The 17650-nt window shown below is 45.1% G+C and carries 12 protein-coding genes; 3 read left to right on the top strand and 9 right to left on the bottom strand.

The genetic code is table 11. The annotated features are described in order from the left end of the window. The 3 genes from CBR65_RS00730 to CBR65_RS00720 form a co-directional block, all read right to left on the bottom strand. The gene (locus CBR65_RS00730) at positions 1 to 477 is read right to left on the bottom strand and encodes a hypothetical protein (protein WP_087465083.1); all 477 of its coding nucleotides are present in this window, start codon (positions 475 to 477) and stop codon (positions 1 to 3) included. A 17-nt stretch (positions 478 to 494) separates the two neighbouring features. Further along, positions 495 to 1994, bottom strand: a complete 1500-nt coding sequence (locus CBR65_RS00725) for an alkaline phosphatase D family protein (RefSeq protein WP_087465082.1) — start codon at positions 1992 to 1994, stop codon at positions 495 to 497. Positions 1995 to 3134: 1140 nt separating this feature from the next. Continuing rightward, positions 3135 to 3431 (bottom strand): hypothetical protein, encoded by a 297-nt coding sequence (locus tag CBR65_RS00720; protein WP_087465081.1) that lies wholly within the window; start codon positions 3429 to 3431, stop codon positions 3135 to 3137. A 400-nt stretch (positions 3432 to 3831) separates the two neighbouring features. On the opposite strand from CBR65_RS00720, the gene CBR65_RS22660 reads away from it, so the two are divergent. Together CBR65_RS22660 and CBR65_RS22655 are read left to right on the top strand one after the other, a co-directional pair. Then, positions 3832 to 4131, top strand: a complete 300-nt coding sequence (locus CBR65_RS22660) for a transposase (protein ID WP_369825635.1) — start codon at positions 3832 to 3834, stop codon at positions 4129 to 4131. Positions 4132 to 4204: 73 nt separating this feature from the next. Continuing rightward, positions 4205 to 4429, top strand: a complete 225-nt coding sequence (locus CBR65_RS22655; RefSeq protein WP_369825634.1) for a hypothetical protein — start codon at positions 4205 to 4207, stop codon at positions 4427 to 4429. A 48-nt stretch (positions 4430 to 4477) separates the two neighbouring features. Here CBR65_RS22655 and CBR65_RS00710 read toward each other — a convergent pair whose 3' ends face one another. After that, entirely contained in the window at positions 4478 to 4912 is a 435-nt protein-coding gene (locus tag CBR65_RS00710; protein ID WP_087465080.1) for a hypothetical protein, read from the bottom strand. A gap of 134 nt (positions 4913 to 5046) precedes the next feature. Then, entirely contained in the window at positions 5047 to 5457 is a 411-nt protein-coding gene (locus tag CBR65_RS21950) for a carboxypeptidase-like regulatory domain-containing protein (protein ID WP_157671931.1), read from the bottom strand. Positions 5458 to 5684: 227 nt separating this feature from the next. Here CBR65_RS21950 and CBR65_RS00705 point away from each other — a divergent pair, with 227 nt between their 5' ends. Next, on the top strand, positions 5685 to 6107 hold the full coding sequence (locus tag CBR65_RS00705) for a site-specific integrase (RefSeq protein WP_087465079.1): 423 nt from the start codon (positions 5685 to 5687) through the stop codon (positions 6105 to 6107). Between the two features lie 129 nt (positions 6108 to 6236). Here the strand turns inward: CBR65_RS00705 and CBR65_RS00700 are convergent, their stop codons facing one another. The 4 genes from CBR65_RS00700 to CBR65_RS00685 all read right to left on the bottom strand — a co-directional run bounded on the left by CBR65_RS00700 (position 6237) and on the right by CBR65_RS00685 (position 17395). Beyond that, positions 6237 to 12692, bottom strand: a complete 6456-nt coding sequence (locus CBR65_RS00700; protein WP_087465078.1) for a hypothetical protein — start codon at positions 12690 to 12692, stop codon at positions 6237 to 6239. A gap of 134 nt (positions 12693 to 12826) precedes the next feature. Continuing rightward, a complete protein-coding gene (locus tag CBR65_RS00695; protein WP_087465077.1) occupies positions 12827 to 14998 on the bottom strand; it encodes an AAA family ATPase in 2172 nt (723 codons plus the stop codon). After that, complete coding sequence (locus CBR65_RS00690) at positions 14991 to 15611, bottom strand: hypothetical protein (RefSeq protein WP_087465076.1); 621 nt, start codon at positions 15609 to 15611, stop codon at positions 14991 to 14993. Before CBR65_RS00690 ends, CBR65_RS00695 begins: the two co-directional genes overlap by 8 nt. Before the next feature lie 2 nt (positions 15612 to 15613). Continuing rightward, the gene (locus tag CBR65_RS00685) at positions 15614 to 17395 is read right to left on the bottom strand and encodes an SIR2 family protein (protein ID WP_198300845.1); all 1782 of its coding nucleotides are present in this window, start codon (positions 17393 to 17395) and stop codon (positions 15614 to 15616) included. Positions 17396 to 17650: the final 255 nt, after the last annotated feature.

Genomic DNA, 17650 nt, shown 5'->3' with positions numbered 1-17650 from the left:
TTAGCTGTTGGCCGCTGCGGGTGTCTGAGGGGAACGATTGGCTAGCTTTGCTTGCGTCTCAACAGCTTTGTCTTCCTGATATTGCCGATAGGCCGAACTTTTGAAACCGAGAATGTCCCGAAATAACTTGATGGACCCCTTGCTCCCACCGGCCACGACACCCGCTGAGATGATGGTGCCGAAATAGGACGGTGACGGGGCCTGGCCAATCACAGCCAGGATATCGATACCTGTGGCCAAGCAGGTGACGACAGACAGCGCAAAGGCAATGGGCACTTTGAAATTACCCTTCCCCTGCGCATCCCATACTCTTTGCTTATTGATGTAGAAGTCCGACTCAAACACCGGGGCGAGAAATCGCTCAACGATAATCGACAGCAGAACAATAGCGGCGGCGACTTCAAAGACCGCATCCCATTGCAATGCAAACAGATCCGGTCGATTGTCGCCCAAGGCGGGAAGTAGATTCATGTCCATGACAAGTTCCTGTGGGTTTAAGGCTGTCGGCCGGATGACTGCAAGGGATACGCGGGCTTGTCTTTGCCTTCGCACACCCAGTTCACCCAGAGCTTTTTGTCCGTACCTTCGAGCAAGGTGACAAAGTTTCTCGCCCGAATGTACTTATTTGATCCATGAGGCTTGATCATGTCCGCTGTGATGGATCGGGTCTCATCCAGGTATTCCAGGTCATCATTTGTGATCGCAAGAATACCGAGCCACTCAAGATAAGTTGGTGCCGGATGGACAATACCTGAGGACACAACCTGATGAATATTGACGGGGTGTTCTTTTCGCTTGTCCTGAATAATCCCCAGGCAACCAACGTGAACATCACCTGACAACATCACGGTTTTTCCCTTTCGCTTGTGTGCGTTTGTCAGCAGGTTCATGATCAGTTTTAAACGCTCTCCTTCATGCTCCTTGGCCCGCCAGTGATCCTTGAGATCATCCTCAAGCGCCTCTTCCCACGGGGTCGCATCAACCGCACTTTCCGCGAAAGAAAAGTCCCGGTAAACCACAGGCACCGCGCTGAGTACAAGCAGATCGCCTTTCGGGCATTTGTTTTCCAGGAAACCCGTAATATCTAACCAGTGGTCCTGACTCATGACCTCGGTAAGGCGTCGGTCGGAACGGTTATCCAGCGAGAGGATGGTGTAGCCGCGAAAGGTGACCGCTGAGGAATAGTGCTCTGGGTTCTCTTTGTCTTTGGCAAGCAAACTGGTATTGCGTCCCCGGACCTGAAGTAACTCGTAGTGCTTTTTGGCGGCTGCGAAGATGGCCTGGTAAACCTCGCAGGATTGCATCTCATCGGGATAGCTTCCCCAACCGTCAAAAATATCGTGGTCGTCCCACATCATAATCGAGGGAATGGAGGCGAGCATGGTGGCTAGCGGTTCTTTATTCCAGCGGCTCACATAGAGTTCGCTGTAGAATTTGTCGATCTGCGCACGCATGTCCTTGGTTGCAGAGCGCTTTATTTTTTCTGCCCGCGGAAGCTCGTTCCAGAGCTTGAGAGAGTTGATCTGCGTCCAAATTGAATCAGCGTAGACCTGATCCCCTCCCATCAAAAGAAGTGAGAAAGCGCTTTCAGCATGTTCACTCTTCATCTGCTCCCAGAGTCTGTATGGTTGCTCCGTAGCATTCATGAGTTTGTAATCAGAGAATCCATTGCAGGAAACGTAAGCCATCTTGGGCTTTTCGCTTTTCCCCGGAACATAAAAGGACCAGCACGATCTACCACTGCTGTCCGTTACTTCAATTTCGTCCGTTAAGACGTTGTATGAAATATTCTTCGAATCTGCTCCTGCCTCAATCTTCAACTCGGCCCGCCATACTGATCCAGAGCGGATGCCTCCCAATGAAGAAGCTGGTACTTTATCGTCACCAAACTTTACCCACGCTTTTTCCACTGAACTGTTTGTAACAAAGGTTACGGTATACAGGGAATCGCTTTCCAATCCCAGAATGGGTCCAAGCACCAGTTTATTTTTCATAATTTATTATCCGTAAAACAATAGCGTGTTAAGCCGACCTATTTTTTTGATCAGAATCATTAGAGCATCCAATGAATATCGTTAAGACATTAGGTTTCGAAGATTGGAATGTTAGCCATCACAGGCACATCCTCTTGGCTTATGGCAGGCATAAGAGCGAGAAATGCAGCTGTTTCCACACGCTTTACCCGTCGAGCAGATCTTGCAGCACCCTTGAAACTCCGTGGCTTCATCTGCAGTTGTCGTGATAAGTGGAGCGAAATTAAGCTGGAGGTTGAGGTCATCTAGCGTGGCTGATGCAGGTTGTTTTTCAGCAGGAGGTAAAAGCAATGTATCTGCGTTAGCGGTAATTGCGCAGAACAATACCGATAGCAGAACCAGTAAGCATCGATTCATGATGTCAATCCTTGGTTTCCTTGATGGATAATATTTATCCTTTTTATTAAAGCGCAATGAAGGTTTCGGTGCCAGCCGATAAGAGCGATTTTAAAGATCAATTTTTCATAGATTTTTAATTTTTAGCATATTTTTGAAAAAATATTACACCGCATTACAGGTCTATTGCAGTTTTGGATTCTCTGTGCTTAGAGATGAAATTAACAGAATAAATTCTGATGACCCCCTTACAGCCCACCTCACAACTCAACAACCTGTCGAATTGGCTTCGCAGCCACTGCAGATAAAACAAGGAGAGATCTATAAAACCCATTACTAATTTGATGAGGATTTATGCCTACATCAGTGATTAAGTTTATCCAATCAACCTTTTTCTCTTGCTACACTGCAGATCATTAAGCAGTTTTCTTTCCGACTTTTCTCAGCGATTGTAAGGTCGTCGATTTTGACAACGGGTTCGCCTTCACAACGCCTCATCAAAGGTTCACTTGCGTTCGTCTCCGTTTATCTTACCTGCCGAATTTATTTCCGACTTTTCTTCAACGTTCCGACAGAGACTCTTAATCTATGCCACTTGAAGTGGTTTACACTCTCTTACTGCAAAGCGAATGCGGTGGGCCTACCACCATCTCTTGCAAAGTTACGTAAATAGTAATATCACTACGCGATATTACTATTTACTCTCGGCACACATTACAAACTGTCGAGCCGCGTAACGGCGTGTTACTGCGCCTTCTTAGACTTTTATTTTACTTCTTTCCAATGAAAACATTTTTTAGCGTCAATTTGAAAAGTTTTATTTGTTTTTGCATTAACGTAGACGGCTTTACCATTTTTTTTATTAAGGTTTAACTTAATTGTATTTCTTATTTCTCGCCAACTAGCACTAGCATTAACCCTAAGAGTTACCGCAGTTTTTATACTTACATTTTTAACTTTACCATGCTTTTTTAAGCTGCTAAGCATTTTAGATGAATTAGCTGGTATTGGATTATCCCAAGAAATAAAAAAATCATACCTTGCATGTTTTAACTTTGACATTTTAATTATACCTAAAATAGTTATTCGACCGATATTGGTCAAAAGTTATTTACAGTGTTTTTAAAGTAAAAGTTAAATACTTATAAATCCATTGTTTTAAAGGGTTTTGGGTAAATTTAAAAACAATTAATAATATAATTTTTGGATATCATAACCTAGCGCCGCTCTCACCGGCTTGTCCGGTGGAGCGCTTTGTATGATTGATTTCGACAATTTCCATTACATTCATAAAGCGATAAGGTGGAGCCCATACCTGCGCCAACAGGTATTCAGCAAGGTAGCCCGGTAAGCACTGGCCCCAAGCAACCGAGCCCGTTAACAAGCGTGGCCACCTTGCTGATTCTACTTTTAACTCGAACAGTAAAATGGGCTCCAAGCCCGAATGTAGCAAGGGTGAGTTATGAATACAACTACCGCCACACACATTGATCGTAGTGAAAGAAATGTAGGAATCGATATCGGTAAAAGCATGCTGGATGTCTGCATTTTTGAACTCGATATTTATTTGCAATACCCCAACACACCAGGAGGAATTCGAGAACTGCTGAAAAAACTTTCACGTTACAGGTTATCACGCATTTTGGCTGAGGCAACCGGTGGTTATGAACGAAGCCTAATTGAAGACTGCGCAGAAAGAGAACTACCAGTCATCATCGTACAACCAACCCAGGTGCGCCAGTTTGGTAAAGCTCAAGGCTGAGCTGGGTCAGCTATCGCCACGTTAGATTGCTTCACTCTGTGGATTAGCCCCTTTTAATCGGGATAGTGGCATCATGAAGGGGCGACGCAGAATCAAAGGCGGGCGAGCAACGATCCGCACAGTGCTGTACATGTCCATGTCATGCGCAATTCAGTGCAGCCCAGTAATGAAGAAATTTTACAAGAAGCTTGTTGAACAGGGTAAGCACAAGAAAGTTGCGCTTACCGCTTGTATGCGAAAAATGGTGACTATTTTAAATGCCATGGCGCGGGATTATTGCGAGTGGCAAATTAACTAAATTTGCGTCGCAGGTATTGATTTTTTACCACAGTCGCTTGTTATACAATTACTGCAAGGTAAGTTCTTTTGCATTGTGTTCTTTACACCACTCAACCAAGTGCTCTGAGTTCAAGGTTTCACTAAAAACTACAATTGCCTTTTTTGAAGTAATGGCTTCAATTCTGGCCATTAGATCGGAAGACGGAAACAAAGCCAAGTACACTTTAGCATCAGGAAAATGATAGTTAGCTTTTATAGTTTGAAGAGACTCTAATTTGACTTTTATACCATTTCTTGAAATTTCTTCCCTGCGCAACAACTTCTTAGCTTGCGTCCCAGGGAAACACTTTTTAAGAAATTGCTCACAGCTGCTTAGATTGTGAACACATATAACAAGCCCAATACCTAGCTTTTGCGCTCTTTGTATCGAAAACTCAACTACGGATTGATGAGCGCCGTCCTGAAGTTTTTCCCATGGCTGCACAAAATAATACCTTTTCATTTTTTCTCCATGCTCAAAATGTTTAACGCCAGCTAAGCCGCCGAAACGGAGTTGATTGTTTTGTGCGAGCGTAGCGGAAAATCACAAAACGAGCAACGCAGTGAAGGTCGGATTGAGCTGTTTTTTATAACGTGCTAGTAAAGTTGAACAGGGCATTTTGTACTGTCCCCTTCGCTTAATATTACCGTAGGCTTGCGATCAAAATCTTTAGCATTACCATCACGTGTAATGTATGTTTCGTACCCTTCTTTAGTAACGCACCAGTTCCAATAGTATATTTCCATTCCGTGCATAACCATAACTTCCATTCGCCATTCCTTAGAACTAGGAAATCGAGCCTCACCTTTAGAATTTGTTACGACTTCCATTCTGGTTTTTTCATGACCATATGGATAGGCATTCGCCACCAGAACGACAACGGCTCCTTGAATCGGCGCCCCAGATTCATCCAAAACCAAAATGTGCGATCTTGGCTGCAATGTCTTATATACCGGATAACAACCGGTCAAAGAAAACACTAATAGTAGAGCTACAATAGTTTTCATCGAATTAAGCTATAACAGTTAAATAGTGCGGACCTTCTGGTCCGCATATTAGTTTCTATACGACGCTTTTTCTGAATAAACTTTACCCTGTTGTTCAACTCGTTACTAACTTTTTAATATTTAACGTTTCGCAAAAGGCGGACCAAATGGTCCGCCTTTTTCATTTTGATGCTCTTTTCGGTATTTTCCCTTCCGCTCAATAACTTAGCCAACTGCGGATAAAACCTATGGAACAATATACGGACTCACAAAAAAACCCAAAACTATTGGAGCAAATGCGAATCGATTTGAGACGGAAGCACTATAGTCAGAATACCGAAAAGACCTACCTGTACTGGGTACGCTACTACATCCATTTCCATCAATTGCAAACCCCCAAAGACCTAAACCACTCCCACATCGAACAATTTCTCAATTATCTGGCAGTCAACAAGCACGTCTCGTGCGCCACTCAGAATCAGGCCCTAAATGCTATCGTCTATCTCTATCGGCAAGTCGTAAAGCAGAATGTTGGTGGCTTGAATTACTTGCGCAACGCCCGCACTTTTAAAAATATTCCTACAGCCCTTAGCGGACCAGAAATTACCGGCTTCCTCTCACAGATGAGCGGCTTTTATGGAGGTGAATGTCTGCAGTGGGCGCGGAAGTGATCTTACCTTACTTGCGCCGGAGCCCAATATCCATTACTTCGCATGACGGCTAAAAGCGGACATACATCATTTTGATTATAGCCATCATTTGACGCAAGTTTATGTAACCTGTACCCACGCAGGTGTAGCTTAAAACGCATTACCGTTGTGCTGCTGAAACGCAATACAGAGCTTCTCTATTTCATTGCTGAGTATTTCACTGGATTGTTGGTCGGCTGTCTTGCGTTGTTGGTCCAATTCAGCGATGCGATGAAGCATCCAACGTCCGAGAGTGTCAACACTGTCTTCGATCCCCTCACGCCGCACCAGAACCCGGCCAAGACTCCGCCGTTCTCGTTCATATCGAGTCAGTACTCCGTTTGCATCGAATACATAAAGTAACCATTTAGGTCGATTATTATAGACATCCTCATCTTTCAATTTACGTGAAATCTCAACGAGAAGGATCAAACTTCTATTTTTTTTGCGAAGTAGATTGGCAATGAATGCTTGATCAGATGTTGCGCGCCAGCCGTAACCATTTGTACTATTGTCGCTGCCCCATTGTGAAAAATTTATTTTGTATTCGTCTGATGTTGATTTCCAAGAGCTACAAGTTACATTAAACACGCGCTCCTCATTTTCTGTAACTTCGATAGGTTTTACCGGTATTCCAAAAACTGCGCCGCGACGAACATCAAAATCGTCAGCTTTTGTTTCGCGCGCAATCTCATGTAACCATGGTTCAAGTTGAAATCCCGGGATGTCAATATCGTGTCCGTACGAGCCATTCGGTAAAGCAAAGTCCCAGCGATCACGGGTATTGGCGAGCGCTTGAGCAAGTGCTTTTGCAGTTGAGGGTGAGACTAAAGCAGAATGAACTTGAACACTGTGGATGGCATGATTCCACCGAACTTCGAAATCTGCAGCCACCACTAATTCGTTGACCCCATTGATTTCTAAATCGAAATCGGCAGGCACGAGCGTTTTACTCCATGCCAGTGTTTGCACTTCCCTATCTTCGACTTTGTCATACTGTTCAGAAAGATCTATTGGATCTATTCCCCAGAAGCGGGATTCGAGAGGAGGAGCTGTCCGCAAATCGCTTAGCCAATGTGGCGATATAGTTGGTAAATTACGATCTATCCATTCATCCAGCGCAGCGTTGACCTCGTCGACCGAAGTTGTCAGCGGTACTTCGGCAATCAATTCACCCACAGCGCACATCATGGCTTGCCATTCCACATAGTGACTCAGTCTCTCGATAGTTGAGAGTGAACCATGTCGGCGTGACGTGTACTCATGCTGACCATTCAAGCGATCGAGACGTGGCTCTTGGTCCCAATGAGTCGCAGTTTCGCCATAACCCCATTTGTCATGAACCCACGTTTCAAGTCGATCTAGAAAGTCATCCATGCCCATTCCGAACAATCGCGAAATAGGATAATACCAGTAAGGTATAGCGTCGGTGCTGTCGAAGTGGTACTTACGTTGTTCACTCCTGTCTTGCCTTTTGCTTAGCCAGTTGGAATTTTCAGGCTCGATTGGATCTAGCTGACTTCGATTAAGTTGCTCCACAAAAATGTAGTCTTCTTCAGAGGGGAGCCATACTTTAGCCTCTTCAAGTGCCATAAGCACCGAACGTCCCAATTCCCTAATAATTACGTGAGAGTCAGTCCGAATCGTTTCCAAAACAAGAGGCGCATAGCGAGCAACGTCTAGTGCGCTTTCTGCGGCTGCGCGTAGTAAAACAATCAAAAGTTGCTCACGAGCCGCATAGTGATAAAAGGGTGCGCCAGCAAATACGGGCTCTTCAGTTTTAGCCAAACAAGCTACTAACCTATCCCATGCAGGATCATTTCCTCGCATCAGTATTAATGCGGAGTGGCTTGCTCGCCAGCGCACCCGGCGATCCATATCTCCCATTGCTCCAAACAAACAACGTGCAACGCTATCGATGATATCTTGAGGTGGTGTGATACCGATGAGGTGAACACGTGGAGAGTGTGATGTGCGGCTCTCAACCCTTAGTAAGAGTGCATCGAATAATCCTGCGCGATCTTCATCCGGGGTACGCGCTGCAATCATGCCAGTTAAGGTGTAGAGAAGATCCGCAGAGATTCGACTCCTATGCTGCTCAATTCCAGAAAGAAGGACATTTGCTTGTTCAGCAGCGCTAAGACCAGTCAACTTAAGTACTTCATCGAGTGTATCGGTCTCGCTGTAATTCCAGCGAAATAAATGAGGTAACGAGCCAGCGATATAGAATGGAAATTGCGTACGCATCCACTCGGTTACCGGAGGGTAACTCGTCCAATGACTGAGGATTTCGAGCATAGCTTCACCAAATTCCCCTCGCTTTTTGTCAAGCTCAACTGCGATATTGAGAAAGGCTACTCTAAGCGAGATGCTTGCAAGTTTTTTTGCTACCTGACAAAACTGATAAGCATTTGGTCCGTATTCTCCAGATCCTGTTTCTAATGCCAAACGTATCTCATCTGAGGTCCGAAGAGTGGCGGTCAGATTCTCATCAGGAGCGTCTTGCGTTACGTCAGTAGATCCTTGTTGTGCCCCAACAGCATCGAGCCATTGCTGGAAAGTGTCACGATGTAATCTGGCTGCTTCAATAGCAGGTTTAGCATCATGTGCAGAGTTGTTCTCCAGCACATCAAATTCAGAAATAAAAGCTTCGATATCGCCTTCACATAACTTTGCTTTCAATAGTGGTTCGACCACCCAATTTGGAAGCAGCGTTCTATCATCAACTATTGCAGCCGCATCAACAGAACCATCAGAAGCTAACAATCTGAGAGCTACTCTCTGAGCGAGCGACATTGTTGTGTCGGTCGCTGTGACATTTGGCAAGCTGTAATCAAATGGGACAATTCCACGATCATGCCATCGTGCAGCAGCAACCAAACCCATAGGAAGGCTTGCCGCAGTAATCCAGCCAACCACCTCTCCCCAATCGAAGTCACCTGCGAGACCAAGCGATTCTACAACTGCGCCGGCGGCATCCCCGAGCCGAGCGGCGTACACGGTTCGTTCAGCATGGCTACCTGTGAGGCCAGTTCTTGCGATAGCCCCTGCAGCTGCAAGTGCATTCCTTGCTTCGTAGTCAACAGACCCAGTTGCCTCGACTGCCTTATTGAAAAACCATTCTGCGAGAGCAGGATCAAGTGGTAGTGCAATCCGGGTATTCTCAGTTAACAATTCGACACGATCTGAGGCAGCGAGAGAAGCGTTTTCGATTTTACTTACAAGCTCTGTCAAAAGTGTTAATACAGCATCGCGCGCACTTGGTAACAATGTCAGTGTTCTTGCCAGATGATGAGCAGTTTTAGTGTCATCTGCCCGCCAGTTTTGTAATACTTTACGCATTAAGGGTATCAATGTTGTCACATCTCCCCCATCAATGCCTACATGCACAAGATGTTGCCGTATGAGAAAAAACGCTTGGTCAGAGTCCCTCTCAACTGACCGATTAAAGCTTCTGGATATATCCAGCACGTTGGCAAGCTTTGGCCATGACACAACTGATTTGTTCGTAACAGCAGCTAAGTTAACCCGGCCAGCCTCAACGAACCGCGAAAATGCGTTTATTGCATCCGCGAGCGATTCATTCCAACGAGCCTCTGTAGATTTCTCCTGTCGTCGTGCCAAGCGCTCTTCGTTGCGCGGTTCTTCGCGCTTTGGCGGCAACCATTTTTCTACAGGAATAACTATCCCAGATATTAGTTCGCGTAGTGCGTAGGCTCGCGCTTGTCTCGCACCAGCCGAGCGTAGCCGATAAAGATGATGCGCTTCAATGAACTCAGGTTTTGGAAATGCGCGCTCAAGAATATTTGAAATGAGGGGCTTGAACTCATCATAAATAACGGAGCGCTCACAAATCAGAAGTACAGCTTCATGCCAATCCAGAATCGTCGAATTCGAAATGCCCATTTCAATAGGTTTGTTCCACCTGGCTCTAGTTGCTTTTGCTAAACGCGATAACGCATTAACCATCACAGGGTCACTCATTTTTGCACCAGCCAACAGAGCTGCGGCCATAAATGGTGCGAGCGCAAAGGGTGACCACTTTCGGGAATCGATCACATTGAGCAATGTTTGGATATTGCGTCCTGCAGCTTGCGCTGCAAGTATGCTAAATACGGAAAGTAGAGCGGGTTTTGGTCGCCAAGCGAAAAGATGATGGAGAGCTGCCTTCTCACCAAACAATGTCGTATAAGTGGCATATTCGGATGCGATATCGGTTGCTGACACTTTGAAGTCGTTGCGACTCTGGTTATGCCGCAAGTCGTCAAGATAACCATGCCACCATTGAAGGTGCATTTTTGCGGTCTCGGGGAGATTCTGTGCTGCTTGAGAGGCAAGCTCAATTCTTAAGCTCGGGCGCTTGGCTTTATGATCCTGTCCTACCATTACGAGCCTATTTGCTTCATCTGCCGCAAATTGCACTGACAAATCTAAATTTTTGACAATCAAATCCTCTAGGAGCTTGGCCCGTCTAATTGCATCGGCCGAAGTGATAAGTAAACTACAAGCATTTGTTATATCCGAGGCCGTTCGGCAACAACGAATCGCAAGAGCAAGATTTCGGGACCAGACAAACTGAGCCTCAAGCGAAGTTAGGACTTCAGATGGTTTTTCCTCTTTGGTAACCAAATCATAAAGTTCATTAAGGCGATTGGAGGCTACTAGTACTTCGGCAACATTTGTGGCGGCGTACCTATCACTACGGCGGATTTCCAAGAGCAAATCAGCACCGCGATCAAGAACGATATTTCCATTATTGTCGGGGCGCTCAATTACAAAAGCCTCAAAGTCCTCATCATGAAAGGACCATCCCTCCTCTCGTTCAATAATGCCGCCTACATCCGCAGCTATATCATGAATATCCGCCGGAGCCAGGCTTGTTAGCGTTGCGAGCGTTTGCGCGGGAACAGGACGAGGTAGGCGAGACAATGCATCGAGAACCTGCCAGACCTTCTCGGTGGAACCCAAATGCTTACCGGCTTCGGCGACGCGCTGTTCAAATAATGGATTTATACCCTCAGCTCTCGGAATCAGACGCTCAATCGCACGCGCAGCGCCATCATTTGGCAGGCCCTCAATCGCGTATACAATACGTCGAGGATTGCCCCATGTTAAATTTTCAAATGTCGCTGCTAATTCGGGATTCCATTCTGGGTGCCATAGGGCTACAAGCTTGCGAACCTCATCGACATCGAAACTCGGAATCTCAAAGTCATCATATAGATTCTTTTCTCCTACTTCTTCTCGTCGTGAAGTCCGACAACTGACCACGATACGAACATTGGTCGGCCAGCTTGATGCCTGGGTCAAAACATCAAGGAAACAATGCTCTTGCCAATGTCGAGCGCCAGTTTTTGCATTATCAACAGCATCAAAGCACAACACCAACTTTGCATCTGGGTTACGAAATTTCACGAGATCGGCAGCGATCAAAACGCGGTTTCGAAATGCTTCGAAAATATCAATACTACCCTGTCGCCGTATTACAAAAGGAGTTTTGAGGCGAACCGCGAATTCGTTACCAAGTTGCGTAAATGCTTGCTCAGATAGGTGACGTTTTTGATCAGAGGCTAAAAACAAACCTCCACCATAACAATCGTAAATGAATAATTCAGAGCCTGAAGGTAGAACGGAGGTCAGATCGGAAATCAGGCTTGTTTTTCCGCACCCACCACCTGCATGTATACGCAAAGGTTTTGATTGAAAAGAGTTGAGTTTCTCACTGAGGCGATCAATTAACGTTCGACGCAAATATGGCTGTGCTGGCTTGATATGGGGTGGGGCTGGAAATAAGATATTTGTGCTGCCAACGCCCAGCCAAATTAACAGAGTTTCTCGCGTTATCGCCGGATGGTTCCTGTTCTCAGGAAGCATCAAAGTGGATACCTTCCGTTGCAAAAGATTGGCATCATCGCGAGCGTCAGCGTCGGACATACCGGCAAGGCGTTGAATAACTTCACTTTCTAAAATCAGCCTTGAAACTGAAGAAAAGCCCGTTGTATCCCACGTCTTCAGGAAAGTTATTAGCTGTTTGGGAGTGAGCCTGAGTGCCTTGGTTAGGGTATTAAATAATTCTGCATCTTCAGGGATAGGTTTACTGCCATTACTAATCAGCCGCGCGACATCGTCAGCCACTGTGGTGGACAAGGGTTGATTAGTAACGATGGCAAAATCACCTTTAAATCCAACAGCCTTCATCAATCCTGCGAGCTTCCCTAGAACACTACTTAAGGGCTTGGTTTTCGCTCTGCGAGTGAGCAATCGTGACCAGCTCCATCCTTCTTTTGGAGTTGATGCTGAGTATTTGAGTTGGAGATAGGTGTTGGTTGCCCCGTTCTTAGTGTTGCGGGCCAAGTGGATATCTACTGCTTGGCCATGCTCACCAACATGAGCATGAATTTCATCTAGTGGAAGACCTTCAACTTTGATCGCGGTTACATCGCCATTTGCATCAAGCAGCCGCAGAATCTCACGGGCCGCCCAAAGAGTGTGGAAATCATCACCAGCATTTGATGCAATAGCGCCTAGAAAACCCTGAGTGTCTAACTCTAATGGAGTAATAACCAATAATAAATCTCCTATAATCCGGTCTTCAAATCAGATACAGTCCTCTGCCATAAACGGACATTAGGCAAAAGGCAAGACTTGACCCCGTCTTCTTATTCATCGACTAAAAATAAAAAATGAAGCCATGGCGCAAGCTAACAACTAGTTACCACGCGCTTTATTGCCTCTTCCAGACCACTGGATGTAACCTCTCCCATATCTACCTTATAGCACTTCACTTGTGGACCAGACTCTGGGCTCCAATCTTCAAACTGAATTACCTTCATCGACTTTCCTTGCGGCGGGAGCAGAAAATCAAGAAGCCTGTTTGTTAGGTCTTCGTGATGACTGGTAACAAAAACCTGCCGCTTCCAACCATCATTAGCATCGGCATACGCGAGTTTGCGGAGCAGTACAGCGGCGGGAATCAGTTGGTTCATATCAAGGGATGTAGTGAAGTCATCAAATCCAATAACTTGATGCCCCAGCTGTTTAGTCATGGCCAAGTTAAGGTTGATCGTCCAACAAATAGCTAGCTGTGATTTTTGACCCGTCGACAAGTCATCGAACTTCACTCCTAACTTAGTCGCAAACGACCATTTCGGGGATTTTTCAGTGCCATTATTTTCAAGCACTATGGGTAGAAAATCTTCAGGAAAATGGAAGCTTGCTAGAAGCAAATTCATATTGCTTAATAGCTGCTCAAGCTCAACCTGTGGTATTACTCCGACAACTGACAGTAACTGGCTTCTTGCGCTTGACTCCTGTTTACATATCGCCAGTGCGTCTGAGATCATTTTCTCTGCTTGCTCTAAACTAACCAAGTCTGTTGAATTGGCATCATCTTCTACTTTCTGAATCTCTAATGCAGACCAATCAGAAAAAACCTTGCCAAGCTCTTGAATTACTGCCTCTCCATTACTGGCAGAAAACCCTGTTGTTTCGGGAGTCTTTAGCTTTTCTAGATAGTCACTAACATAGTCAGTCAGCCCTTCGACGGTAAAAGCAGGTCTATCTATAAGATGTGAAAGTTTTTTTGAATGAGCATTAATATCTTTAGCAACACCTTGAAACCGCCTCATCTGGTTCAGTTTATCCGTAACGGCCTGTCCTTCCCTAGTGACGTTCTCTATCTGACCGTTGATTTCTGCGTAGCGCACATTTGCCAAATCTGACAATCCCTCTAACTGATCCTGCAACCTTTGCTTCAACTCCGAAACGCGTTTACTGTCAGGATGAGCATCCCAAACTCTCAGCCAGTTATTAACATTCTCACTAAAATCGTTAACCCAGCCTAAAAGTGATCGCCCATCACCCTTCAATTGCCCTTGTAGATTAGCGAGTCTATGGTAATCTGAGGCTAGTTCAGAACGCTTTTTCTCCAGCTCGTCAACTGCCTCTATATAAATATCACCATCAAAACCAACAAATAGTGTATTTTCTAGGCCAGAAGGAACAAACGCTGTACCTGTAGACCATCTCTTTATCGGGAGGTCGGCAGGCAATGATTGAACTGTAGACAAGAAGGCATTTGTAAAAGCTGGCGAGTCACTTCCTTTCTCCGAAGTATCAACCGGCTTCCCTCTATACTCTAATAAACTATGCCCTATATGGCTTAGCTGGTCCGGCAGGTGCGAGCCGACTGGTTCGGACAGATTGGAAATCCCCCCGATGGAATTTGAAAGATTTCGTATTTGCGATTCCCATTGATTCTGCAAGTTTCCGTTCTTTAAAGTTAACGTGCTGTCGACTAATTCCTTCCTCAGGGGAAACTCTTGCGGAATTCTAGCGACCAGCTCATTAACTCTTCCCGCAAGTAACTTTCTTTCCTCCTCATAATTTTTTCTATATTTAAGACTATTGAGTTGACGCTGCCAGCTTTCCAAGCGCATTTGTAACGACTTCAAGCCACGTTTTATTTCCTCTCCCGGTTTGTTTTCAGGCTCTAATAATTGAATTATTTCATTGCAAGCTAGCTCAGCTATGTTTTCCTGGTAGAAAAATGAGGCAACCGTAGTAAGCTTTCTATGATCGGTTTTAGTCTTACCCTGAAGCTCTAGCCTCCGGCCATTTACTGAAACAGCCCCTTGGCTCTTGTCAGTAGTCAAAAAGCCACCAGCACCGACATCAGCCTGATTGAGCACCCAGTCCATTGCTTCTAACAAAGACGTTTTGCCGACACCATTTTTACCCGTTACCAAGATAAGGTCGGCCGGCTGTCCATCGACCGTCATATCTATAGTCTTAGTGACACCATCTCCAGACCTTCGGTAACCTTTGAAATTTTCCAGTTCAATTGACTGGATGGTATTGATGCTATTAGCCAAGTGATGACACCTCCAATACCGGCTTTCCTATTAGGTTATTTATGTCTTTAACCAATTCCTCCTGCCAATTCTCTGCAACGCCATAACTCGTTCCGCCCGCAACAGAATCTTTCAAAAGATCTGCGTACCGAGTAAATAGCTGCGGTTCAATCCCTCTAGGTGGCTTAGCCATTTCAACAGCATTAGTCAGGGCAGTAGAAAAATCAGCGGTTGTTATCCTTCTCGGTTTGTATTCACTTATTGAGGGCGCCCCCAACCAACGGCTCTTTGCTTGCTCAACACATTTTCCCTCAAAAGTCCTTACAGCCTGGAGAACGAATCGGCCACGGTGCCAATCCTGATCACCCATAAGCTGCAACCAATAGTCGGATTTCACTTGCAAGTCAATCAATGCGACAAGGGGGGAAAATTTCTGATAGTCATGCATCAGATCAGCCAAGCGATCCATCAGGCGAGCAACGTATTTTCTTATTTCTCCCCGTTCTTTCTTTGGATCGGACTCCGCCCTCCAAACAACCAGATTGCAGGAGGAATGACAATGAACAGACACAGGGTAAATATCTTTCCTTGCTTGCTCACGTTCTCCAAATTCTATATTCAATAACGCATCCATTCTTATTCTTCCCGTAAGTAAGTGCGCCGCTTGATGCTCGGCTGATTTGCATAGAAATAATTTGTAGGCGAATCAACAGCATCAAGAATCATATTAACAACTGTATCTTTGTTTCCGTCGTATGGCTTTTGATAAAAAATGTGCTGCCACCCCAAGGTCACTATTGTTTTAGGGGCAATAGAGGCCGTTGCAGAATTCTTATTAATAACCCTTCGCAGACTTGGCCTAATATGCGAACCAGACTGACCCAGGGCAAGAGCTAAATGGTTATTTCCACGCGGAACACTCACTTCATCACAGGATGATACAAAGGAAGGATCTGCATTGAGATAAAGAAGTTTAGTACTAGGCTCGCCATTAACTGATGATTTGAATGAGAGAGCCAAACCACCTTCACGTTCCTCTTCCGAACAGGGAGATAGACGATCCTCAAACAAATAAAGCAAGGTTGAAAGCTCAGAAATAAGCGCCTTGTTTTCATTAATCGGATCATACTTACCCGATGGACTACCATTTAGCCTGGATAAGCCAGCCGCCAAAATCGAGTATGGATTGCCCTCTCCTTTACCGACATCAATAAAATCATCTATAGAATGTAACCAAGAGGGATTCGCTGTGTGGTGATCTAAATCATTTTCAGCAGAGCCTTCAATTGTTGATATAAGCTGATGAAGAATCACCTCCGAAAATGGCAATACTGCAGTAAAACTTGCATTCATTGACTGAATACTGGTTTTCAAGGCATCTACAATTAGTTCCCTTGCCACTCGCTCATAAATCTTTTCCCACAACTCATCTGCGGACAGGCTCTTTTCTCTATCAGGGCTTCTAATTATAAGTTTATCGCCTTCCTGTGGGCTCCTTTTGTGGTGCAGCGCATAGGTATTAACGATTTGCTGCTGGTGAAAAGTGGGATATGCGTCAAAGACTGCCACCACTGGTGCGGAATGAGTTGCCAATACGTCTTGATCATTAACCTCAAGCTCATCAGTGTACTCATCCAAAACCGTCTGAAGGGTATGATGCACTTGGGGCTCATCACTTCCGAAGCCTATAAACAACAAGGACTTACTTCTCAGCCGATCCCTAAATACATCAGCGGCCCATTGTCTGTTCCGCCATTTTTGCAGCTGGCGCTCCGTTAGAAGTATAGACTCGTACCTTTTTCCGAAATCCACATCATTAAGCCGCTCAGCGCATCCATTAACTTTGAATACTTTTAATCGTTTTATCGCCCCAATCTCCGCACCTTTCTTACGGTAGTCGTCGAGAGAGGATATAACGTCGGAGTTACTGCCACCACTCAGATCAACGTACGACTTTTCAAAGTTACAATCGTAATTGGTTGTTATTACTTCGTTAATCAGACCCTCACGTGACAATTTAGCGATGAATTTGTGGGCAGGCGTCGGTAGAAGTTCGGGATACAGTTCAATTTTAAGCAACCGTATTAACTCAACATAACCATTGCCCGGCTCAGAAAACTCCCACAAATAAAGCTCAGAAAGGTTGCCCAACTTTAAGTATTTAGCTGCATGCCTTACATCACAGAAAAAACAGGATGTTTTATTCAGAACCCAATCATCAAAACTATATCCAAGTCTTTCCAGCGTGACATCGCAACCCCACTTACAAACTGGACCATGCTTTACTTTTTCATATCTGTTAAAACGCAATCGAAAAATTTCATTTTCAAGCCTATCAACCATCCATTTTACATTGTGCACATCCCAACCAAGTTCATGCTTGCTAAGCGTAGATATCCCAGCACCAACCACAGGCACACATCGACTTTTCAAAATCCTATCAACGGCATACTCAAAAGCGTTCCTTGCGATCATAAGATTATAACTCTCTGGAAAAAGCCTTTTGGCTTATTGAAAGGAATAGGTCTGTAGATTCACTTGCCTTATCTCTCATTTTTAACACAATACCATCTGCAACATAGAGTTTAGGGACACAGTAAAATTCAATGTCCGCTTTGTGCTGTGGATTCAACCGGTCAACGCCCCCCATGCAGCACTAGGTGAATCGCTAAA

It is taken from the genome of Cellvibrio sp. PSBB006 (genome assembly GCF_002162135.1).
Classification (GTDB): Bacteria; Pseudomonadota; Gammaproteobacteria; order Pseudomonadales; family Cellvibrionaceae; genus Cellvibrio.
This window is presented reverse-complemented; position numbering and strand designations above follow the sequence as displayed.